Origin of the sequence: Pseudomonas putida (assembly GCF_001941965.1) — a bacterium.
In the GTDB taxonomy this organism is placed as follows: domain Bacteria; phylum Pseudomonadota; class Gammaproteobacteria; order Pseudomonadales; family Pseudomonadaceae; genus Aquipseudomonas; species Aquipseudomonas putida_L.
Genome location: NZ_MKZO01000007.1, coordinates 117,207 through 138,101, shown reverse-complemented (window position 1 = coordinate 138,101; position 20,895 = coordinate 117,207). Strand labels below are relative to the sequence as shown.

Genomic DNA, 20,895 nt, shown 5'->3' with positions numbered 1-20,895 from the left:
CTTCTTCTGGTTGTTGGCAAATCGCAGGCAAAGCGGGGCCGTCGCCGGTGAACAACGCCGGCGGGGCGGTCAGTGCGGATCAGCGGCCCGGGTCAGTCGGGCGGGGTGTGCAGCAGATGGGCGATGCGGGTCTTATCGTTGACCCCGAGCTTGTGATAGATGGCGCGGATATGGTGGCGCACGGTATTCGGCGCCATGCCCAGGTCGCGGGCGATCTCCTTGTAGGTCTTGCCTTCGCCGAAGCCCTGGGCGACATCGTTCTCCCGCGGGCTCAACTGGGCCAGCGGGGTGCGGGCGCGGGCGGCGAGGAGAAACAGGTCGCCCACCGCCGAGGCCTCGATCTGCAGGTGCTTGCCCTCGTGGCCGCGGGCGTCCACCGGCACTGGCAGCAGCGGCCCGTTCCAGTCTGGCCATTCGCCCAGCAGCAGGTCGACGAACCCGCGTTCGGCGCATTGCAGGGTGCCGCGCTGGTCGCACACTGCCAGGGCCAGGTTGCGTGCCGGGCTGAGGGATTCGCGCTTGGTCACCAGGGTGCGGATCTGGTTGGCCGATACCGCCGCCACCAGATGCAGCATGGCGTTGTCGAGGATCAGCCGGTCCTGCTCGCTGAAGCGCGGCGCACCGGGGGCGCGGTACAGGGCCAGGTGGTCGCTGAGCTGGGTGCGGGGATCGATATGCACCACGCACAGCAGCTCGCCGATGCCGTAGGCCTGGCCCAGCCAGTTGAGGCCGGGGCCGTTGGCCGGGTCGGCCATGTCGATGATCACCGACTGACCCGGATGGGCATGCACCCGGCCCACGGTCACGTCGATATGGCGGATCGACTGCCAGTCCGGCAGGTAGCTGGCCGGCAGCTTGTGCAGATAGGAGCTGTGTTCTTCCGGCAGCCCGTCGATCAGCGCCGCACGGCCCCACCAGGCGCTGGCGAAGGGCAGCAGTTGGCCGATGCATTCCAGGGCCGGGCGGTGGAAATCCTCGAGGTCCTGGTTCTGCGCCAGGCGCTGGAGCTCCAGGCTCATGCTGCTGAAAGCCTGCAACAGGCGGGCGGGATCGTGTTCGTGCCGGGACATGGGCAACTACCTCTGTGCGACTTTTGTTATTGGTTTCGTCAGGGGTTTCGGGTGGCCGGGGTGGGCAGGGCCTGGGGCAGAGTGTCGGGGTAATGGGGGTGGATCACTATCCTACAGATGCAGGATGGGAAGTGGCTTGTCGCTGCGTGCCAAGCGAAGAGAGGTTGTTGATACCCAATCGGTGTGACGGCAGGGCTCCCGGTACCTGCTGATTACCCTCAAGACCGAGAGCGACCTTGAGGGTGTCGGGATCACGTAACTATTCTTTATCCAGAAGGATTGTCACCTATGCAATCCAAGGTGTTGGGGCCCAGATAAATCATGCCGGCAAAAACACTTTTTGACCCTGCTCCCCAAGTCAATGGACCACTGGCGTAGGCCAGGTCATAGACACGGCTCTCTCCCAACAGCGCTCCGCTGCGGTGATTGTACAGACGATAGAAGCCGGGGTATTCCCAATGGGGAAACCAGGTGGGTTCCCTGTCATCATTTGGGTCGTGCTCCCGATGAAACATGTCTGGAAGCAGCCAGAAGGGTTTGAAGCTTTCGACCCGATAGCACCCATTTGGACTGACTGTGACGTTCAGTGGAGTGGCTAGTCCTTTCTCCCACCACTCAGAAAGAAGCCAGGAAAACAGGCTCAATAATGCAGCGAGAATCAGCGGAATATGCGTACTCCGAGATTCCCATGCCGTTGCAGACTTCGCCTCTGTTTTCATGTGCACTCGAGCCCGTGCGCGTGGCAACCGACCGGGGCCGGTTGCCACGCTATTCTTCCAGGTTCTATCAATCGCAGTTTTACTTCACAGGCTTGGCGCCAATACAGTCCCGGATACTCGGGCCTACATAAGTCATCCCAACCCAGACGCCACCGCCGCGATCCCAGTCCAAACCACCTCCGGAAAACGCAAGGTCGTAAATCACGGTTTCTCCAATCAATTGACCATTGTGGTTGTCATATAAACGGTAGAAGCCAGGGACCTCCCAGGCGGGAAACCAGTGTCCCCCACCGCCTTCATTAGGCGGAAATTCTCGATGCAGGATATCGGGTAGCAACCAGAAAGGTTTGAAGGTCTGGATGCTGGAGCATCCGTTAGGGCTTTGCCTGACTTCATACTTGGGTGAGGCGAGACCTTTTTCCCACCATTCGGACGCGAACCAGAGTCCTGAGATGGCAGTGGTAAATAGAGAAAGTTTCCATAGACGCCTCACAGTGCGTCGCCTAGGTCGATGACCATGTTTGATTTTTTCCAAAGGACATCGGAGTAGATAACATAGTCGCCACCCATTCCCGTTTTTTCTCTGTATTTTCTGAAGTCATTATTTCTGATGAGTGCGAACTCGTCTGTGGCCCAGTTATAAATCGATTGGCCGCTTGGAACGGCTGCTCGCATCATTTCCGGCTTGGTAAGGACTCGATCTTCTGTCCAGATTCCCAAGAATTGAATTCCATTGAAGTCATAATGGTCACGAATATAGAAGCCAATATGTTCAGTCTGGAAATAATTTCTAACTCGTTGGGTCTCTGAATCAATTTTGCTGAACGTTTTTCCGGCGACACCTACTTTCAATGTGGCGATACCCAGCGCTCCATACATATCGTCAAGGGTATCGGACAGAGTGCCAAGTACCGCGTAATTGACTTGAGAGGATGCGTCGATCTCTCGCGCCGAAAAATCGGGAGAACCCAGGGTGACGACCCCTGATTTCTTCCAGCCGGCCTGTTCCAGCAGGCTTTTTAGTCGATTGATCGCGTTTGGCGTGGTCAGGGCCGATTCAGCTCTACTTACCGCGGCCTGGCATCGCTCGAAGCCCATCGCCCAACTCATTTTCACGATGGTTTCGTCACACCGTGTTGTTGGCAGGTCCGTGGCCACTGGTTGGCCTTGTTCGCTTTTCCACTGTTCCGGCATTTCCCACCCCGGAGTATCAAACCACCGTTGCATCAACGCAGCCGACGTATGCCACCCCATCTTCCGCATCGCCACCGGGACTTTGCTCAGCGGCAACGCATTGATCACGATCTGCTTCGGCCTGTGCCGCCCGCCGGGCGAGGTGTCGAAGGTCACGCCTTCCAGCAGGAACAGGGCATCCGGCCCCAGTGCGGTGGTTTGTTGGAAATCTTTCAAGGACATGGGCAGTTACTCCAGAACAGGCGAGGGGGCGGCGATGGCGAGTTGCGTGCTGATGGGCTTGGAGCTGGTGCCGATGTTGCTGAAGCCTTCTTCGTTGAGTCGGCTGTCGGCAACCCGCTCGCCGTTTTGCAGCAGGGCGTAGCTGCGTAGCCCGCAAGGCAGGTAGCGTTGGTTGATAAGCTGGAAACAGCCGCTGCAGTCTTCTTGTTCCGATGGGGCAGTGGCTGGCGCAAAACCGGCGGGGGCTGTACGGGTGGAAGCACTCCCGGGTTGACTGGCAGGTGGCGGGGCTGCTGTGCGAGCCGTTGGCGTGCCTTCTTTCTCGTAGGTCGAGCCGGTCCAGGTGTGATACAGGCTGGCCTTGCACGGGCAGCCACTGACGCTATCCAGGGTGCCCGCAACCCGCAGGCCCGAGCTGGTGATGTAAGACACACCACCCTGTATCTGGTAAGTCAGGCCGGTGACCCCACAGGTAACGCTGTCACCCTCGCGGGCATGTTCGATGCCCATGATGGTGATCAGGCTGTCGGACCCGGTGACCTCGCCACCGCAACTGGTCTTGTCTCCCCGGCGTATGAAATATCCATCCATTACTGCATTTCCTCTGGACTGGGCCATCGAGTCGTACTCGATAACGGGTAAGGGCCTGCGACAACCTTCCGGTGTTCCGAAGGTATGCAGGCCGACCGGCCAGAGGATGGGGAGGATATTTGGCGGGGTATGTAGGACGATTCTGAGTGATCAGCAGGAAATGGCTTTATCTTTCCGGTTTGGTCGAGACGTGTTTATCGGAACACCGGAATTGCCATGCTGAATTCGCCACCGGGATCGCTGCAGTGCGGCGGTCCGACAAGCCACACAGGGTCCGTTTCGATCCCCAAAAGCCTGCCAAGACCAAGGTCATGCGACAACCACTCCACCCCTGCCAGCCGCTTGATGGTTTCCCCTAACCCCTCCACAACCCTTATCGGGAAAGCCCTTACGCCATTAAAGGTTGTGTCCTGGAAGACGATTCATTGAGTCAAATGCGCTTTCGGTGGTCATACGACTGACCCCGGCCATGCCTGACCCATTCGTTTCTGGAATCCGTTCATGCCAACCGTTTCGCGGGCCTTCGCCAGCGCCCTGATCACCGCCCTGGGAGGCGCCCAGCCCGCCGTTCGTGATTTGTGCCAGCGCCTGGCCGAGCCGCTGCTGACCAGTTCGGCACCGGCCTTCATCCCCCTGGCCAGTCTTGACGGCGTGTTCGAGCAGGCCAGCCTGCTCAGCGGCGATCCGGGCATCGGCCTGCGCGCCTTCGAGCATGCCCATCCGTCCAACCTCGGGCCGCTGGGCTACGCGGTGATGTCCAGCCCGACCATCAAGAGCGTACTGGTCAGCCTGGCCGAGCATCATCATCTGGTCGGCACCGGGTTCTGCCTGTTCGTCGAGGAGCGCAGCGACGGCGTGCGTCTGGTCGGGGTGCCCACCGGCACCGGGCAGCGTGAACTGTCCCGGGTGTTCATCGATGCCGTGGCGGCAATCACCGTCGGCCTGCTGTGCTGGCTGGTGCCAGGGCGGGCGATCCGCCCCGTGCGCGCGGAACTGAGCTATCCGCCGTGCGTGGTAACGGCCAATGCCCGCCGCGTCTACGGCGACGAGATCCACCATGGCGCGGCGCAGAACGCCCTGCTGTTCAGCCATGCCGACGCGGCACTGAGCGTGGCCAGCCACGACCCTGCGCTGCATGCGGTGCACAGCGACTACCTGGCGCGCTGGCTGGCCCAGTTGGGCGGTGATCGGTTGAGCCTGAAAGTCCGCGGGGTCATCAGTGAACAACTGAGCCAGGGCCGCCCGGTGACCCTGGCCCTGGTCGCCGAGGCCCTGGGCCTGAGCGGCCAGCGCTTGAGTCGCGGCCTGGAAGGCGAGGGCCATACCTTCCTGCGCCTGCTCGACGAAGTACGCCTGCGCGACAGCCATCGCCTGCTGCGCAACAGCAACCTGAGCTTCAAGCAGATCGCCTACCAGGTCGGCTTCCGTCATCAGAGCGCCTTCAACAAGGCCTGCGAGCGCTGGTTCGGCATGGGCCCGGGGCGCTACCGGGAAGAAGGTTGAGGCTTTCGTTTATCCGTGCGGGCCTTTCATTTATCCCCCGGCCACCGCCAGGAGATGCCTGGGGAAAAACCCGCCAAACTGATACGCACACGTTTGCGCCGCCGTCGAGGGACCTTCCGCCCGCATGTCACGAATCGCCTTTTTCCTCCGTTACACCCTGATCCTCCTCGGCGTCCTGTTGCTGGCGCTGGAGCCGGTCCTCGGCCTGCCCGCTGTCGCGGGCGCCTGCGCCCTGGTGCTGCTGCTTGGGCTGTGCCTGGACCAGCACGCGCGTCTGCTGCGCTGTCGCGCGTACGCCCGTACCCTGCGCGAACGCAGCCGCGCCTTGCAACGCGAGGTCAACGACAGCCTGGGCCTGATACACGCGGAACTGGCCCATCTCGGCGAACTGGCGATCCAGGTCGGTGCCTTGAGCAACGAGTGCGACACAGCCCTGCAACAACAGCAGCGCAAGCTCGACCGGGCGCTGTCCGCCTTTGCCCAGATCAAGGTCGAGGGCCGGCAACTGGCCGACGATGCCCATCAGGTCGGCAGCGAATCGCGACAGTCGATGAAGCTGGCGCTCAAGGGCCAGGCCGGGCTCAGCGCCACCCTCATGGCCTTGCGCAGTGTCGACCAGACAGTGCTGACCGCACCGGTCGCCCTGGGCCAGGAGGTGCGCGTGCTGGCGCGCCAGGGCCGCGACCAGACCTACGACGCCAACCTGGCCCTGGCCGGAATCAGCGCCGCAGCCAGCAACATCGAGGAACGCGGCCTGTCGATTGCCGTGGCGTGCGAAGCGCAGGCACGTGGCGTGCAGGAACTGGATGAGGCGCTGGCGGAGGTCCAGCGCCTGGGATTCACCTCGGGCTGGCGCTCGCGCCAGGCCCGTGCCGCCAGCGAGGCCTTGCTGCAGGAAGCCGCGCGGCTGGACGAGCGTCTGCGGGTCGCCCCGTGGACACAAGACCTTCAACAGGATGCCGGAGGTATGGATGCTGCTGTTCAAGACCCTGATCGGGCGCTATCACGCCTTGATCAAATCCCTGGCCCGGGAGCCAAGCCCCACTGACCCCGAGTCCGCCCGGGAGATGGTGGAGGCACTGCGGCAGCTGGCTGCGGAAGCCGATCGCCTGGAGGCGCAACTGCGGCAGATGACCGAGAAACGCCCGCCGCGCCAGCGCCCGTCCGGGCCGCCGGTGCTGCGCCTGGTGCAGGTCGAAAAAATCGTCGCCCTGCCAGATCAGAAAACAGATATGAATCGTAATCAATAGTTCGAATGGCCTTTATCGTTCATTCGCAGATGATTCTTTGCGTAATGTCTCGTTAATTTGGATTCATAAGTGTATGTTTGCAGGCGCAGGCGTGCCTGCCATCACTTATTACAATAACGAGGCATTCCATGTCCGGGTTGAGAACACTGCGCATCAGTTCCCGTGTCACCTTGCTGGTGGCGTGCATTTCCCTGTTTGTTCTGTGCCTGAGCGGCTGGCTCGGGCTGACCCTGCAACGCAGCCTGCTGGCGGAGAAGATGGCCGGGGTCGGCACCGCGCTGAACACCGCGTCGAACATCCTCGCCCACTACGAGCGCCAGGCCCGCGATGGCCATCTGGGCCTGGACGAGGCGCAGCGCCAGGCGCTGCAGGCGGTCAGCACCATCCGCTACCTGGGCGACAACTACCTGCTGGTGATCGACCTCGACCACCGCATGCTCATGCATCCCACCGCGCCGGGCCTGGTGGGCAAGCAACTGGCGGACTTCAAGGACGTCAATGGCAAGCCGTTCTCCCGCGAGATGGTCGAGACCGCCCGCAGCCAGGGGCGTGGCACCGTGGACTATTGGTTCCCCCGGGCCAACGGCGGGCAGGCGGAGTACAAGGTTTCCGAAGTGCTGCTGTTCAAACCCTGGGGCTGGGTGCTGGCCAGCGGCATTCACCCCCAGGACGTGCAGGACGAGGTCAACCAGGTGCTGCGCTGGCCGGCGGTGGTGGTCGGCGCGGCCTTGCTGGTGTTGATCCTGTTCGCCTGGCTGCTGGTGCGCAGCATCATCCGTCCGCTCAATGACACCGTGGACGCCCTGGCCCGCGCCACCCAGGGCCATACCGACCTGACCCTGCGCCTGCCGGTGGACGGTGACGACGAACTGAGCCAGGTCTCGCGCAGCTTCAACAGCCTGGTGCTGGCCGCCCATGACGTCACCGCCAGCGTGGTCGAGGCCAGCCAGGCGATTGCCCGGGCCAGTGACGATCTAGGCGAGATCACCCGGGCGGCCCAGGACAACATGGCGGCCCAGCAACTGGAGACCGACAGCGTGGTCGCGGCCATGACCCAGATGGTCAGCACCGTGCAGGAAGTGGCGCAGAACGCCAGTGTTGCCGCCCGCGCCACCGAGGATGCCGAACGCCAGGCCAGCGAAGGGCGCGGCACGGTGGACGAGACGGTCAGTGCCATTGGCGTACTGGCGGACGGCTTGCAGGAAAGCCGGCGAGTGGTGGACCAGTTGGCCACGGACTCGGGGAGCGTCGCCCAGGTCCTGGACGTGATCACCGCGATTGCCGAGCAGACCAACCTGCTGGCACTGAATGCCGCCATCGAGGCCGCCCGAGCCGGGGACCACGGGCGTGGCTTCGCGGTGGTGGCGGACGAAGTGCGCAGCCTGGCCATGCGCACCCAGCAATCGACCCTGGAGATCCAGCAGATCATCAACCGGCTGCAGGCGGGGGCAGGGCAGGCGGCGCAGCAGATCGGCCACAATGTCGCGGCGGCGCAGCACCCGGTGGAGGCCTCGGCCCGGGCCGGGCAGGCGCTGGAACGGATTACCGCGTCGGCGGGGACGGTCAGCCAGATGGCGTTCCAGATCGCCAGTGCCTCGGAGCAGCAGGCGGCGACGGCGGACGAGATCAACCGCAGCATCACCCGGATCCATGATGCGGCTTCGACCGGGACCCGGACCTTGCAGCAGACGGGGGAGGCGTGCGAGGGGTTGAAGCGGGTGTCCAGGCAGTTGCAGGAGCAGGTGGCGAGGGTGGTGATCTGATCAGGGCGTTATCCACCGCCTTGTAATTCAGCCCCGCCGTCAGGCGCCGACACAATCGTCGGGCCTGGCAACGAGGTGCAAGCGACTGGCAGGGACGAACAAGCAGGGTGAGGGCTGGATGGGGATACTGGTGTCGCCCCTCTGGAAAGGTCCCTTTGGGTGCGACGGCACTATCTTCATATCTGCGCTACGTTTGAACCGCCGGCAGGGTTGCCGGCGGTTTTTTTTGCGCGGGGCGTTTGTGCTGTTCTTTAGGGCCTCATCGCCGGCAACGCCGGCTCCCACAGGGATCGTGTGCGCCGCCGGACCTTGTGGGAGCCGGCGTTGCCGGCGATTGGGGCCTCAGCCGTTGGCCCGTTTCCCCTGCGCTTGCTGCGCCACCAGGGATCGAATACGCGGCAATAGCTCCTGCCCATACTCCACCGCATCGCGCAGTTGATCGAAGCCACGGAACAGGAAGGTGGTCACCCCGAGGTTGTAATACTCCAGCGCCGCCCCGGCCACCTGGTCCGGCGTGCCTACCAGAGAAGTCGAGTTCCCCGCCGCGCCGGTCAACGCGGCGATCGCAGTCCACAGGCGCTTGTCGTGCACCACCTTCTGGCTCGCCAGTTCCACCAGGCGCGAGGAGCCGACGTTGTTCTTGCCCACGTTCAGCTCGCGGCGCTTGCCGGCCCGCTGTTCATGCAGCACCTTGGCGTCCGCCAGGATCCGCTCGGCGCGGGCCCAGGCTTCCTCTTCGGTCGCCCCGAGAATCGGCCGTAGCGACAGGCTGAAGCGAATGTGCTTTTCCCGCCCGTATCTGGCCGCCGCCCGGCGCACCTTGGCGATGCGCTCGCGCACCTGCTCCAGCGGCTCGCCCCACATCATGTAGACATCGGCGTGCTTGGCCGCCACCTCGACGGCGGCATCGGACGCCCCGGAGAAGTAGATCGGGATATGCGGCTTCTGCAGCGGCTTGACCAGGGTCAGGTTGTCCTGGACCTGGTAGTGCGCGCCGTCATGGCTGAACGGCTGGGTCGCGGTCCACACCTGCTTGGCCACGTCCAGGTACTCCTCGGTGCGGGCATAGCGGGCGTCCTTGTCGAGGAAGTCGCCGTCCCGTTGCAGGTCGCCGCTGTCACCACCGGTGATCACGTTGATCGAGGCGCGGCCGCGGCTGAGCTGGTCGAGGGTGGCGAATTGGCGCGCGGCGAAGGTCGGCGCCTGGAAGCCCGGACGGTGGGCCACCAGCAAACCGAGCTTCTCGGTGTAGGCGGCAACATGGCTGGCGATGATCAGCGAGTCGGCTGCGCTGGTGGCGACCGCCAGCAACGCCTTGTCGAAACCGCCGTACTCCTGGGCCTGAGCGAAGGCCTTGATGAACTCCAGATCAACCCCCGGACCACGGGGGGCCTGGGATTCGCTGCCTTCCTGGGGGCCGATCAGGCCGATGAATTCGAGACTCATGAAACTAACTCCTTGCGTGAGGGCATGGGCGGTTCACGCGACCGCTTCCTGGGTGCGACGCAAGGTATTGCGGTTGTCCGGCACGGCCAGGCCGAAGTTGTCGCGCAGGGTCTGGCCCTCGTAGTCGCGACGCAGCAGGCCACGAGCCTGGAGCACCGGTACCACCAGTTCGGTGAAACGCTGCAGGCCGTCCGGCAAAAGGGAATTGATGATGAAACCGTCCGCCGCATCGTGCTCGAACCAGTCCTGCACGGCATTGGCGACTTCCTCCGCGGTGCCGACGAAGTCGCGCTTCGGTGCGGAGAAACGCAGGGCCACCTGGCGCAGGGTCAGGCCTTCTTCGCGGGCGATGCGCTTGAGCTGGTCGGACGAGCCCTTGTGGCTCTGGCTGCCCAGGTCGCCCAGGTCAGGGAAGGGCGCATCGAGGTCATGGCTGCTGAAGTCGTAGTCGTTGAACGGCCGGCCGAGAGCGACCAGGGCGTCATCGATGCTGACCAGTTCCAGCGCCTGCTGGTAGCGGCGCTCGGCGTCCTCGGCATCGATGCCGACGATGGGGCGGATACCCGGCAGGATGAACAGCTCGTCGGCATTGCGCCCGAAGTTGCGCGCGCGCTGCTTGAGGTCCTGGTAGTAGGCGCGGGCGTCGCTGAAGCCCTCGGGGCTGACGAAGATCGCGTCGGCCTGGCGCGCGGCGAAATTGCGCCCGTCCTCGGAGGTGCCGGCCTGGAAGATCAGCGGTTGGCCCTGGCGCGAGCGGGCGATGTTCAGCGGGCCCTTGACCTTGAAGAATTCGCCCTGGTGGTTCAGGGCATGCAGCTTGTGCGGATCGAAGAACTCGCCGCTCTGCTTGTCACGGGTGAAGGCGTCGTCTTCCCAGGAGTCCCACAGGCCCTGGACGACCTGCACATGCTCCTTGGCGATGCGGTAGCGCTCGGCATGGGGCGGATGCTCGGCCTTGCCGAAGTTGTCGGCGGTACCGGAGAGCCACGAGGTGACCACGTTCCAGCCGGCGCGACCGCCGCTGATATGGTCCAGCGAGGCCAGTTGGCGGGCGACCTGGAAGGGCTCGGTGTAGCTGACGGTGATGGTCGCCACCAGGCCGATATGCTCGGTGACGGCAGCCAGGGCCGAGAGGATGGTCAGGGGTTCGAAACGGTTGAGGTAGTGGGGGCTGGACTTGGCGTGGATATGCAGGCTGTCGGCGATGAAGGCGAAGTCGAATTTCGCCCCTTCGGCCAGTTGGGCCTGCTGCTTGTAGAAGCGGAAGTTGACGCTGGCATCGGCCAGAGCGTCGGGATGGCGCCACTCGCCCCAGCCGTGACCGACACCGTGGATCATCGCGCCGAGTTTGATCTGTCGCTTGCTCATGCTTGGCTCCTTGAGGAGAGGGGAGTTCGGTGATGGCCTCCGCCTGGCATGGGGTCGGTCTGTTGGGTAGACCTTAAGCTGTTGCGGGCTGTGCTGTGAAAGCATATTTTCTTCTATGCTAATTATGTAAGTTGTGCATTTTAGGATTGGCTTATATCAGTGAATTGAATCTTGATCTTGAGGGCCCTATCGCTGGCAAGCCAGCTCCCACAGGGATCGCGTAACCTGTGGGAGCTGGCTTGCCAGCGATGAGGCCCGAAAGGTCAATCAAAATTCATAGGTCAACCGCGTGTAGTAATAACCCCCGGTAAACCCATAGGGCGAATAGGCCCCATAGCCCTTGGTCATGGTCTTGCTGCTTGGCGCCTGCCGCTCCGGATACACATCGAACAGGTTCTTCGCCCCCACCGCCAGGTTCAGTGCCTTGGTCAGCTGGTAGCCCACGTCCAGGTCGGTGATCCAGCGCGCCTTGTACACCCGGTCCAGCGAGCGGTCGTTGGCGTCGTTGACTTCGCGGTACGCACCATAGCGAGTCAGGCCCAGATTGACCGTGTAGTCATCCAGCTTCCAGCTCCCGCCCAGCAGCAGCTTGGTCTTCGGCTGCACCCCGGAGATGAAGTTGCGCGCCTGGCGGTTCATCAGTTCGTAGTCCTTGCCGAGGATGTTCACGCTCTCCTTGTACGAAAGGATCTCGGTGTCGTTCCAGTTCCACGCCGCCGTCCATTTCACGCTGCCGTAGCCGCCCAGGTCCTGGTCGTAGTTGCCCACCAGGTCGACGCCCTTGGTCCGGGTATCGGCGCCATTGGTGAAGTACTGGCCGCCGGACGTCGAGTCGATGCCGTTGGCCAGCAGCGTCTGGGTGACTTCGGTGCCGAGCAGGGTGCCGGTCAGGGTGATGCGGTCACGCACGTTGATCACATAGGCGTCGGCGGTGAACGACAGCCGGTCACTGGGCTGGAAGGTCAGGCCGAGGCTGTAGTTGGTCGAGCGCTCCGGCTTCAGCGCTTCGGCCCCCAGGGCCTTGGCCGCCGCCGAATCCACCGGCAACACGCCGTAGTTGATCGACTGGTACACGCCGTCGACCACGCCATAGGTCGTCGAGCGCGCACTGAACAGGCTGTTGGCCAGGGACGGCGCGCGGAAGCCGTTGCTCACCGTGGCCCGCACCGCCAGTTGCGGAGTGAACTCGTAGCGGGTGCTGAGCTTGCCGCTGCGGGTGGCGCCGATGCCCTGGTCGTAGTGTTCGTAGCGCAGGGCGGTGCCGACATACCACTGCGGCAGCGGGTTGAAGCCCACGTCCACATAGCTGGCGACGCTGTTGCGATGGGTCTTGTCGGTTTGCTCGGGCGAAATGCCGTTGGTGACCTGGGCCCCGGACGCCGCGCATTGCCCCGGTGCCCGGCAATAACCGCCATCGGCCCAGCTGGCCCAGTCGCCTTCCTCCACTTCATAGCCATCGCGGCGCTGCTCCAGGCCCCAGGACAGGTCCAGCGGCTTGCTCAGGCCCACGTCGAAGCCGCGATGCAGGTCGAGGTTGCTGGTCAGTTGCGTGGAGATCCAGGTGCCGGACTTGAAGTGATTGGGCGTCGCTTCACCGAGAGACGGGTTCTGGTTGTTCCAGGTGCCCTGTTCGGCGTCGTTGCGCCCGTAGGTGCTGGACAGGTCCCAGTCCCACTCGCCGACCAGGCCCTTGGCGCCCAGGGCCGCCTGGAAGTCGTGCTCCTCGATGTACCAGGTCGGCGTGTAACCCGAAGGCCGGCCGTTGGGTCCGGTGGTGATGGTGTTGACGATGGTCGGCAGGCGGAAGTTCTGGCCCTGTTCGGCCTTGCGGTACGACCAGGTGCTGAAGGAGTACAGGCTCAGGTCGTCCTGGACCGGCAGCTCGGCGTTGTAGCCCAGGGTCAGCAGGTTGATCTTCGGCGTGCCGTAGCCGCCATAGGTGACCTTGCCGGCTTTCTCGTGGGCCTCGGCGACGCTGTAGCCGTTGGCGCTGGCCTTGTTATCGTCGTTCTGGCTGCGGGCATCCAGGGCCAGTTGCAGCACGCCGTCCTGGCCGATCTCGAAGCCCTTGTTCAGGCTCTGCTGCACCGTCTGCTTCTTGCCGTCGTAGCCCTGGCCGGCGTTGGTTACCGCCGTGCCGCTGGTGTCGGCCTTGAGGATCACGTTGATCACCCCGGCGATGGCGTCGGAGCCGTATTGGGCCGCGGCGCCGTCGCGCAGCACCTCGACATGGTCGATGGCGCTGATGGGGATCAGGTCGAGGTCGGCCGGGGCGGCGCCGGCGTTGATCCCGCTGATGTTAAGGGTCGCGCTGGTATGGCGGCGCTTGCCATTGACCAGAACCAGCACCTGGGCCGCATTCAGCCCGCGCAGGCTCGGTGCGCGGGCCATGCCGCTGGCGTCCCAGCCGGTCTTTTCCGGCAGGGTGAAGGAGGCCACCGTGGCGCTCAGGGCTTCCATCAGCCCGGGCTTGCCGGTGTCCTGCAGTTGCTTGGCGCTGATCACGTCGATGGGCGCGGGACTGGTGGTCACGGTGCGTTTTTCGCTGCCGCGGTTGCCGGTGACGATCACCGTATCCAGGCGCGAGGCAGCGGTGTCGGCGGCGGCTTCTTCAGCCTGGGCGACGGTCAGATTCAGGCCGGCAAGCAGCGCGGCACCCAACAGCGGGGTGCGCGCGCTCGCCACCGGCCAGCGGGAAAGGCGGGCAGTGTTCAAGGCGTGTTTCCTGTTCTGGTTATGTCCGGGCCTGGGCCCGGTGCTTCAAGGTGCTTTGGCGGCGATGGCTTCGATTTCGACCAGGGCGCCGGGCAGCGGCAGGGCGACTACCTGCAAGGCGGTGCGGGTCGGCTTGTTGGGCTGCCCGGCCGTGGCGAAGAAACGCGTGTAGGCGGCCTGCAGCCCGGCGAAGTCGAGATTGCCGCCCTTGTCCGGATCACCCACAAGGAACACCCGCAACTGCACGATATCGCCGAGCCCCAGGCCCTGGGCCTTGAGGATCGCTTGCAGCTTGTTGAGTACCGACAGGGTCTGGGTTTCGGTATTGCCGTAGGCGGCGATACTGCCTTTCGGCGCCTTGGCATCGGCAACGTCCGGCAGGGTGCCGCTGATAAAGGTCAGCTTCGCCGACGCCGGCACAGTGACCACCTGGGAGATAGGGAAATTGGAACCCGGCGGATCGATACGCTGGATGCTGTCGGCGTGGGCGGTGTTCAGCGTCAGGCTCATCAGGACTCCGAGGGTGAAGGCAGAGAATGTTTTCATGGGACCTTCCTTGTCGTGGTTCAGGCGGCGGCGACGCCGGCATGGGCTTGCTTGGCATGTTGCGCGATCAGGCCGACCACCCGCCGCGCCGATTCGGCGGCGCTGTTCTGCCAGATGCCGACCCCACCATGGGCCAGGGCATCGCTGGCCAGCCAGGTGCGGCCTTGCGGCTGGTTGAGGATGTCGTAGCCGGGCTGGGCCACTTCGTCGTGGACGATCCACGGGCTTTCGCTGAAGGGAATCTTCGACCAGTTGACCACCACGCCACGGCCGAGCTTCTGCGAGTGGCCGGGGTGCAGGGATTCCACCGCACTGCGGGATGAAGCGAACTGCGCATCCCAGGGTTTGGCCGCGAAGGATTCGGCGACATCGCCGGTGTTGTAGGTCGCCACCAATACACCTTGCGCACTGTTCAGGCGATCGCTCGGATACCAGAGGAAGCGCGCCTCGTGGTTGATATAGGAGAGCCCGCCATAGATCTGGAAGTCGGTCTCCCAGAAGCGCGGCGACTGCCAGGCGACCTTGTTGGCCTTGTCCGGCCTGGCCAGTTCCAGGGCCTGCTTGAAGGCCGGGGTGAAGTTGCTGTCGAGCCGGCGCAGCAGCGGCAGGGGCAGGGCGGCCACGGCGTAGTCGGCGTCCTCGGTGTGCTGGCGGCCGCTCAGGCGATCGCGCCAGACTACGCGGCTGCCTTTGTCCGAGGTCTGGATCGATTGCACCTCGGCATTCAGTTGCACGGCGTCCTTGACCTGGCGGTACAGGGCCTTGGGGATCTGGTCCATGCCGCCGACCGGCTGGAACATGGTCGCGGAGAATTCCGGGATCTCGTCGAACACCAGGGGCAGCAGCAGGTTGCTGTCGAGCAGGCGCTTGAGCTCCACCGGGGTGCGTTGCACCGGCGTCTGGTCGCCGGCGCCGGCGAAGCGGGTGTAGCCGGAGCGCACCGAGCCGCGGTACTGGCGCTCGTCGTTGAGGTCGCCGTAGACCTTGAGGAACTCCAGCAGCGCCTTGCGCTCGCCGGCATCCAGCTCCTGGTCGAGGGTGTTGCGCTGCACGCTACGGGTCAGCAGTTCGCTGAGGTGGCCGCGGGTGTCGTTGACCGCCTGGCGCAGCAGCAGCGGCGGTTGCGTCAGGTCCGGCTGGGCCAGGGCGTTGCGGCTGCTGTTGACCAGCACTTCCAGGGGCACGCCGAGTTCGCGGCAATAGCCGAGGATGGTCAGGTGATGGCTGGGCAGGCGCGCAGCGCCGGCGTTGAAGAACAGGCCATCGTCGAAGGCCACGGTCTGCCGGCTGCCGTCGTTGTGCTCGATGCGGTCGCCGTTACGCAGGGTCCAGACGCGGCCGCCGATGCGCTCGCGGGCTTCCAGCACTTTCACTTCGAAGCCGGCCTTGCGCAGCTCGTAGGCCGACACCAGGCCGCTGATGCCGCCGCCGACGATCAGCACGCGCTTGCCGTTGCCGGTGCGGCTAGCCAGGTTCAGGGGTTCGAAGCTTGCCGCCCGGGCAGTGCCGGGCAGACCGAAGGCAGACAGGCCGCCCAATGCCGCCGAATAGCCGCCAATGGCGGCCAGGCGGGTTACCAGATCTCTACGGGTGAGCCCCATATCGCGTTCTCCATACAGCGAGCTTGGGATAGCGGCGTTCCGCGCATGGCCGGAAGGAGACCCGAAAAACGGGGAAAGGCGGGACGACCCTTCTGGCGGCGGCGGAAATCCATTTGCCTCCACCAGGTCGGGGTCGGTAAAGCGAACATAAGCGTCTGAAACGGGCTTGTGAAAGGCTTTTTGGTTCTAAGTTAATTATCAGAAAAAGACATAAATCCTGATCGCAACATGCAATCAGGCTATTTTGCTGGTGTCCAGGCGCTGGGCCGACACCGCACCGAACAGCTCCACCGGCTCCTGCAGGTTGCCCAGGTAGCGTGGGTGGAACAGCCACAGGTCGACCTGGGGCTTGAAGTCGCTGACGTTGAGCACTTCCAGTTGGTCGCGATGGCGGCTGGTGGCGAGCAGGGGTTCCGGCACCAGGCCGAGGCCCTGGCCGTTGGCGACCAGGCCCAGTTGCAGCTCGGTGCCAAAGGTCTCGAGGTTGATCTGCAGCGACAGCCCCTGTTCGCTCAGGGCCCGTTGCAGGCCGGCGCGGAAGCCGCAGCCATCAGGGTTGAGCACCCAGCCGCGCAGGTAGCAGTCCTTGAGCTTGTAACTCTTCTTGCTGGCCGTGCCCTTGGCGGCCACCACCCGCAGTTGCATGCGGCCGATGGAGCGGCTGGCGATGCCTTCGGGGAAGATCTTGCCGGTGGGGAAGAGCGCGGCGGCGGCGTCGAGGTCGCCATTTTCCATGCGCGAGATCAGCGAACTGCCCCAGCCGCTGACCACCTGGGTGCGCAGGTCCGGGTAGGCTTCGCGGATCCTGGCCAGGGCGTCGAGCAGGACCACGTCGCCGATGGTCTGTGGCACGCCGAGGCGCAGGGTGCCACTGGGGGCGCCGTCGCTGGCCACCAGTTCACGCAGGGTATCGATTTCGCGCAGGATCGCCTTGCACTGCTCGTAGACCCGCCAGCCCATGGGGGTCGGCTTGAGGGGCTTGGTATTGCGGTCAAGCAGGTTGGCGCCCAGGTCTTCCTCGAAATTCTGTACCCGCCGGGTGATTGCCGGTTGGGTCAACTGCAAGGCCTCCGCGGCCAGGTTGGTCGACTGGCAGCGGATGACCGCGACGAAAGCGTCCATGTCATCGATCTTCATATTCGCTTCTCACATAGTCTGGGGCGGGGAGATGTTCTCGAAGAATAATCCTTATTGCCAGGTTTTGCAGGAGGCAGATCAATGACGGACCGGCAGGCTCAGCGCCGACCGTTGAAGAACCCCGACAGTTGATGCAGGGTTTTCGCCGCCGTGAGAATCGCCGGGCGGAAATTGTCCTTGCCGATGATCCGCGCATGGTTCACCGAGCTGATCAGGTCATAGCGCCCGGAACCTTCGGCCATTCCCTCGGCGAGGATCTTGCAGATGATATGGCTCGGGGTCACGCCGAAGCCCGAGTAGCCCTGGACATAGAACGCATTGCGACGCCCGCTGAGGGTACCGATCTGCGGGAACAGATTGGCGCTGGTCGCCATCGGGCCGCCCCAGGCGAGGTCGATCTTTACGTCCTTGAGGTAGGGGAAGATCTTCAGCATCAGGGCGCGGTTCCAGGCCTTGAGGTCGTTGGGGATATGCTCGACGAAGGGCGTGGCGGCGCCGAACAGCAGGCGATTCTCGTTGGTCACCCGGTAGTAGTCGATGACCGGGCGGATATCGCTGTAGGCCCCGCGGATCGGGCTGATGCGCTGGATCAACTCGTCCGGCAGCGGTTCGGTCATCAACTGGAAGGCATAGGTGTTGATGGTGCGGCTGTGCAGCTCCGGCTCGAGCTTGTTGAGGAAGCTGTCGCAGGCCCACAGCAGCTTGGCGGCCTTGACCGAACCACGGCCGGTGCGCACGGTGATGGTGTCGCCGTAGCGCACTTCGAGGGCAGCGCTGTGTTCGAAGATCCGCACGCCGTGGCCGACCAGGGCCTGGGCTTCGCCGAGCAGCAGGTTCAGCGAGTGCACATGGCCGCCGCCCATATGCAGCAGGGCGCTGCTGTAGGCGTCGGAGCCGATGATCTGCTTGACCTCGGAACCGCCGAGGAAGCGGATTTCGTCCTGGGTATTGACCTTTCTGAACTCCTTTTCCCAGGTGCGCAGGGTCTGTTCCTGGCGGGCGTTGAAGCCCATGTAGCCGTAGCCGTGGCAGAAGTCCGCATCGATGTCGTATTTGGCGATGCGCTCCTTGATGATCCCGGCGCCCAGCTCGCTGATTTCGAAGATCTGTTGCAGGCCTTTCTCGCCGACGCTGCTTTTGATCTTCTCCAGGTCGTGGCCGATGCCGGCCATGATCTGCCCGCCATTGCGCCCGGTACCGCCAAAGCCCAGGTAGCGCGCTTCCAGCACCACGATATTGGTGATGCCTTTCTCGGCCAGTTCCAGGGCGGTGTTGATACCCGAGAAACCACCGCCGATCACCACCACATCGGCTTCGATATCGGCTTCCAGGGTGGGGAAGGCGAGGTTGTACTTCCTGGTGGCGGAGTAGTAGGTGGGCGTTTCGATGTTGATCATGGAGGCGGCCTGAGTAATTGGAATTGGGCAAGGGCGACCGTAGCGCTGGTTACACTTTGCATTAAATTCCTAACGAGCGGTAGGTTCTTGACTCAGGCTGCTGGGGGATTTGATCGGGGCTGCCAGGATTGGCAAAGGAAAGAGGGTCGACACGGAACCTGTGGGAGCTGGCTTGTCGGACCGCCGAACCGCAGCGATTGCTGTAGTGAATTCACCATTGCAATCGCTGGCAAGCCAGCTCCCACAGGGTTTTGCATATGCCGGGCTTCTGCGGTCCGGCAGGAGAGGAGTGCTTACAAGCGGCCGACCGCGGCGAGTTGCCCCGAGGACGCCTGTGCCGCCGGCACCGCCGAGCCATCCTGCGGCGTCACCGGGAAGATCGCATTGATCTGCCCGGTCGCCGAGGAACCGAAGTAAGGCGTCACCACCTCGACCTTGCCGTCGTACTTCGACCAGCCCAGGGCACCGAGCAGCATGGCGGTGTCATGCATGAAGCCTTCGCCATGCCCCTTGACCGCATACTCCGGAAGCATGGTGCAGAAGTCGTCCCATTCGGCGTTTTCCCACATCTGCACGACGCGGTGGTCGAGGGTTTCCAGGAACGGGCTCCAGACCTTGTCGGCGAACTCCGGGGCCTGGCCGTTCTGGGCGAAGCGGTGCGACAGCGAGCCGCTGGCGAGAAAGGCCACGGTGCCGTCGTAGTGGTCTTCCACCGCCTTGCGCAGGGCCCAGCCCAGGCGGGCGCTGTCGTTGAGGTAGTGGGAGGTGCACAGCGCCGAAACCGAAACCACCTTGAAGTGCTGGTCTTCGTTCATGTAGCGCATCGGCACCAGGGTGCCGTATTCCGGGCCGAGGCTGGTGGCGTCGTGGGCCATGGTTTCGACGCCGAGGCGGTTGGCCTCGGCGGCCATCAGCTTGCCCAGTTCGGCGTTGCCTGGCACTTCGTAGTCCATGTTGGCGATGAAGTGCGGCAGCTCGTTGCTGGTGTAGGTGCCCTTGAAATGCGGGTTGCAGTTGATGTGGTAGTTGGCGTTGACCAGCCAATGAGTGTCGAAGATCACCAGGGTATCGACTCCCAGTTCGCGGCAGCGGCGGGAAATCTCCTTGTGGCCGTCGATCGCGGCCTGGCGGTAGCCCTGGCGCGGGCCGGGCAGTTCGGAGAGGTACATGGAAGGAACGTGGGTGATTTTGGCAGCCAGAGCAAGTTTGCCCATGACGGTAACTCCTGGTGGCAGACGCCCTCTTGGCGGGGCGCGGCGATTATCGGGATGTTGGCACGCAGGCGATACCGGCCAGTGGCTGGCTCTTGTGGCCCATCCCGGCGTTGGGAATGCGGGCTGCCCATTGGACACGGTTGCCCGCATCGCCGCTTGCCTTCCTCTGCCAAGCACTTGATCCAGCTTGCCACGGGTGGCGGCAAGCCACCAGCGGCGTGGGTCTCAGGCCCACCAATAGCGGACGAAATGGAAGAAGATCGGCGCCGCAAAGCACACCGAATCCATGCGATCGAGCATGCCGCCGTGGCCTTCGATCATGTGCCCCCAGTCCTTGACCCCGCGATCGCGCTTGATCGCCGACATCACCAGGCCGCCGAAGAAGCCCATGGTGTTCACCACCAGCGCCATCAGCGCTGCCTGCCAGGGCGTGAACGGGGTGATCCAGTACAGCGCGGCACCCACCAGGGTGGCGAGGAACACGCCGCCGAGCAGGCCTTCCAGGGTTTTCGACGGCGACAGCGACGGCGCCACCTTGCGCTTGCCGAACAGCTTGCCGCAGACGTACTGCAGCACGTCGCTGATCTGCACCACGAGGATCAGCCAGGCGATCAGCAGCAGGTTGCGCCCTTCGAAACCGGGGATGTCCAGGGTCATCAAGGCCGGGACCGAGGACAGGCAGTACACCGCGATCATCAGCCCCCACTGTACCTTCGAGGCCCGTTCGAGGAAGCGCGTGGTGTCGCCGCCGAACGTGGCGAAGATCGGCAGCAGGAGGAACAGGTACACCGGAATGAAGATGCTGAACAGCCCGTACCAGTCGAAGCCGATCAGCAGGTACTGCACCGGCAGCGCCACGTAGAAGGCCAGGACCAGCGCCGGGTAGTCGCTGCGCCGGGTCGGGGTAAGGGTGATGAACTCGCGCAGGGCGTAGAACGACACCAGGTAGAACAGCACGATCACCCCGGTCTTGCCGAAGATGAAGGCCAGGCCGATGACCAGGACCATCACCCACCAGGCGTCGATGCGTGCGTTGAGGTTGTCGATCACTGCATGCGGTTCAGGGCCGGCCCGCCATTTCAGGGCGCGGCCGATCAGGCTGGCAAGCAGGAGGAGGGCGCCGATTCCGGCGAACAGTGGCCAGGCGGACTCTTGCATC

Annotated in this window: 17 protein-coding genes; 4 read left to right on the top strand and 13 right to left on the bottom strand. The window is 63.9% G+C overall.

The window, feature by feature from the left end; all coding sequences use genetic code 11:
• Positions 1-92 precede the first annotated feature (92 nt).
• The 4 genes from PSEMO_RS04380 to PSEMO_RS04360 form a co-directional block, all read right to left on the bottom strand.
• A complete protein-coding gene (locus PSEMO_RS04380; RefSeq protein ID WP_075801943.1) occupies positions 93-1,070 on the bottom strand; it encodes a helix-turn-helix transcriptional regulator in 978 nt (325 codons plus the stop codon).
• Between the two features lie 266 nt (positions 1,071-1,336).
• The gene (locus PSEMO_RS04375) at positions 1,337-1,789 is read right to left on the bottom strand and encodes a hypothetical protein (protein WP_075801942.1); all 453 of its coding nucleotides are present in this window, start codon (positions 1,787-1,789) and stop codon (positions 1,337-1,339) included.
• Between the two features lie 489 nt (positions 1,790-2,278).
• On the bottom strand, positions 2,279-3,205 hold the full coding sequence (locus tag PSEMO_RS04365) for a DUF6402 family protein (RefSeq protein WP_075801940.1): 927 nt from the start codon (positions 3,203-3,205) through the stop codon (positions 2,279-2,281).
• Positions 3,206-3,211: 6 nt separating this feature from the next.
• Positions 3,212-3,796: a PAAR domain-containing protein gene (locus PSEMO_RS04360; RefSeq protein ID WP_075801939.1), complete on the bottom strand. Its 585-nt coding sequence runs from the start codon at positions 3,794-3,796 to the stop codon at positions 3,212-3,214.
• A 501-nt stretch (positions 3,797-4,297) separates the two neighbouring features.
• Here PSEMO_RS04360 and PSEMO_RS04355 point away from each other — a divergent pair.
• The 4 genes from PSEMO_RS04355 (at position 4,298) to PSEMO_RS04340 (ending at position 8,312) form a co-directional block, all read left to right on the top strand.
• Positions 4,298-5,299 (top strand): AraC family transcriptional regulator, encoded by a 1,002-nt coding sequence (locus PSEMO_RS04355; protein WP_075801938.1) that lies wholly within the window; start codon positions 4,298-4,300, stop codon positions 5,297-5,299.
• A gap of 124 nt (positions 5,300-5,423) precedes the next feature.
• Complete coding sequence (locus tag PSEMO_RS04350) at positions 5,424-6,347, top strand: hypothetical protein (protein ID WP_075801937.1); 924 nt, start codon at positions 5,424-5,426, stop codon at positions 6,345-6,347.
• On the top strand, positions 6,271-6,549 hold the full coding sequence (locus tag PSEMO_RS04345) for a hypothetical protein (RefSeq protein WP_144443534.1): 279 nt from the start codon (positions 6,271-6,273) through the stop codon (positions 6,547-6,549). The genes PSEMO_RS04350 and PSEMO_RS04345 overlap by 77 nt, the downstream gene beginning before the upstream one ends.
• A 128-nt stretch (positions 6,550-6,677) precedes the next feature.
• The gene (locus tag PSEMO_RS04340) at positions 6,678-8,312 is read left to right on the top strand and encodes a methyl-accepting chemotaxis protein (protein ID WP_075801935.1); all 1,635 of its coding nucleotides are present in this window, start codon (positions 6,678-6,680) and stop codon (positions 8,310-8,312) included.
• Between the two features lie 342 nt (positions 8,313-8,654).
• Here PSEMO_RS04340 and PSEMO_RS04335 read toward each other — a convergent pair whose 3' ends face one another.
• The 9 genes from PSEMO_RS04335 to PSEMO_RS04295 all read right to left on the bottom strand — a co-directional run bounded on the left by PSEMO_RS04335 (position 8,655) and on the right by PSEMO_RS04295 (position 20,894).
• Complete coding sequence (locus PSEMO_RS04335; protein WP_075801934.1) at positions 8,655-9,758, bottom strand: LLM class flavin-dependent oxidoreductase; 1,104 nt, start codon at positions 9,756-9,758, stop codon at positions 8,655-8,657.
• A gap of 33 nt (positions 9,759-9,791) precedes the next feature.
• Entirely contained in the window at positions 9,792-11,126 is a 1,335-nt protein-coding gene (locus PSEMO_RS04330) for an LLM class flavin-dependent oxidoreductase (RefSeq protein WP_075801933.1), read from the bottom strand.
• 267 nt (positions 11,127-11,393) lie between these two features.
• Entirely contained in the window at positions 11,394-13,841 is a 2,448-nt protein-coding gene (locus PSEMO_RS04325; RefSeq protein ID WP_081430196.1) for a TonB-dependent receptor plug domain-containing protein, read from the bottom strand.
• A 45-nt stretch (positions 13,842-13,886) separates the two neighbouring features.
• Complete coding sequence (locus PSEMO_RS04320; RefSeq protein ID WP_075801932.1) at positions 13,887-14,387, bottom strand: RidA family protein; 501 nt, start codon at positions 14,385-14,387, stop codon at positions 13,887-13,889.
• Positions 14,388-14,407: 20 nt separating this feature from the next.
• Complete coding sequence (locus PSEMO_RS04315; RefSeq protein ID WP_075801931.1) at positions 14,408-15,988, bottom strand: flavin monoamine oxidase family protein; 1,581 nt, start codon at positions 15,986-15,988, stop codon at positions 14,408-14,410.
• Positions 15,989-16,222: 234 nt separating this feature from the next.
• A complete protein-coding gene (locus PSEMO_RS04310) occupies positions 16,223-17,125 on the bottom strand; it encodes a LysR family transcriptional regulator (protein ID WP_075801930.1) in 903 nt (300 codons plus the stop codon).
• A 98-nt stretch (positions 17,126-17,223) separates the two neighbouring features.
• The gene (locus PSEMO_RS04305; protein ID WP_075801929.1) at positions 17,224-18,522 is read right to left on the bottom strand and encodes an NAD(P)/FAD-dependent oxidoreductase; all 1,299 of its coding nucleotides are present in this window, start codon (positions 18,520-18,522) and stop codon (positions 17,224-17,226) included.
• A gap of 293 nt (positions 18,523-18,815) precedes the next feature.
• Positions 18,816-19,736, bottom strand: a complete 921-nt coding sequence (gene hpaD / locus PSEMO_RS04300) for a 3,4-dihydroxyphenylacetate 2,3-dioxygenase (protein WP_075801928.1) — start codon at positions 19,734-19,736, stop codon at positions 18,816-18,818.
• 225 nt (positions 19,737-19,961) lie between these two features.
• On the bottom strand, positions 19,962-20,894 hold the full coding sequence (locus PSEMO_RS04295) for a phosphatidate cytidylyltransferase (protein WP_075801927.1): 933 nt from the start codon (positions 20,892-20,894) through the stop codon (positions 19,962-19,964).
• Position 20,895 lies beyond the last annotated feature (1 nt).

Excerpts from the sequence above, each read along its gene's own strand:
- PSEMO_RS04380 (WP_075801943.1), bottom strand. The coding sequence starts at position 1,070 with ATGTCCCGGCACGAACACGATCCCGCCCGCCTGTTGCAGGCTTTCAGC.
- PSEMO_RS04375 (WP_075801942.1), bottom strand. The coding sequence starts at position 1,789 with ATGAAAACAGAGGCGAAGTCTGCAACGGCATGGGAATCTCGGAGTACG.
- PSEMO_RS04365 (WP_075801940.1), bottom strand. The coding sequence starts at position 3,205 with ATGTCCTTGAAAGATTTCCAACAAACCACCGCACTGGGGCCGGATGCC.
- PSEMO_RS04360 (WP_075801939.1), bottom strand. The coding sequence starts at position 3,796 with ATGGATGGATATTTCATACGCCGGGGAGACAAGACCAGTTGCGGTGGC.
- PSEMO_RS04355 (WP_075801938.1), top strand. The coding sequence starts at position 4,298 with ATGCCAACCGTTTCGCGGGCCTTCGCCAGCGCCCTGATCACCGCCCTG.
- PSEMO_RS04350 (WP_075801937.1), top strand. The coding sequence starts at position 5,424 with ATGTCACGAATCGCCTTTTTCCTCCGTTACACCCTGATCCTCCTCGGC.
- PSEMO_RS04345 (WP_144443534.1), top strand. The coding sequence starts at position 6,271 with ATGCTGCTGTTCAAGACCCTGATCGGGCGCTATCACGCCTTGATCAAA.
- PSEMO_RS04340 (WP_075801935.1), top strand. The coding sequence starts at position 6,678 with ATGTCCGGGTTGAGAACACTGCGCATCAGTTCCCGTGTCACCTTGCTG.
- PSEMO_RS04335 (WP_075801934.1), bottom strand. The coding sequence starts at position 9,758 with ATGAGTCTCGAATTCATCGGCCTGATCGGCCCCCAGGAAGGCAGCGAA.
- PSEMO_RS04330 (WP_075801933.1), bottom strand. The coding sequence starts at position 11,126 with ATGAGCAAGCGACAGATCAAACTCGGCGCGATGATCCACGGTGTCGGT.
- PSEMO_RS04320 (WP_075801932.1), bottom strand. The coding sequence starts at position 14,387 with ATGAAAACATTCTCTGCCTTCACCCTCGGAGTCCTGATGAGCCTGACG.
- PSEMO_RS04315 (WP_075801931.1), bottom strand. The coding sequence starts at position 15,988 with ATGGGGCTCACCCGTAGAGATCTGGTAACCCGCCTGGCCGCCATTGGC.
- PSEMO_RS04310 (WP_075801930.1), bottom strand. The coding sequence starts at position 17,125 with ATGAAGATCGATGACATGGACGCTTTCGTCGCGGTCATCCGCTGCCAG.
- PSEMO_RS04305 (WP_075801929.1), bottom strand. The coding sequence starts at position 18,522 with ATGATCAACATCGAAACGCCCACCTACTACTCCGCCACCAGGAAGTAC.
- hpaD (WP_075801928.1), bottom strand. The coding sequence starts at position 19,736 with ATGGGCAAACTTGCTCTGGCTGCCAAAATCACCCACGTTCCTTCCATG.
- PSEMO_RS04295 (WP_075801927.1), bottom strand. The coding sequence starts at position 20,894 with ATGCAAGAGTCCGCCTGGCCACTGTTCGCCGGAATCGGCGCCCTCCTC.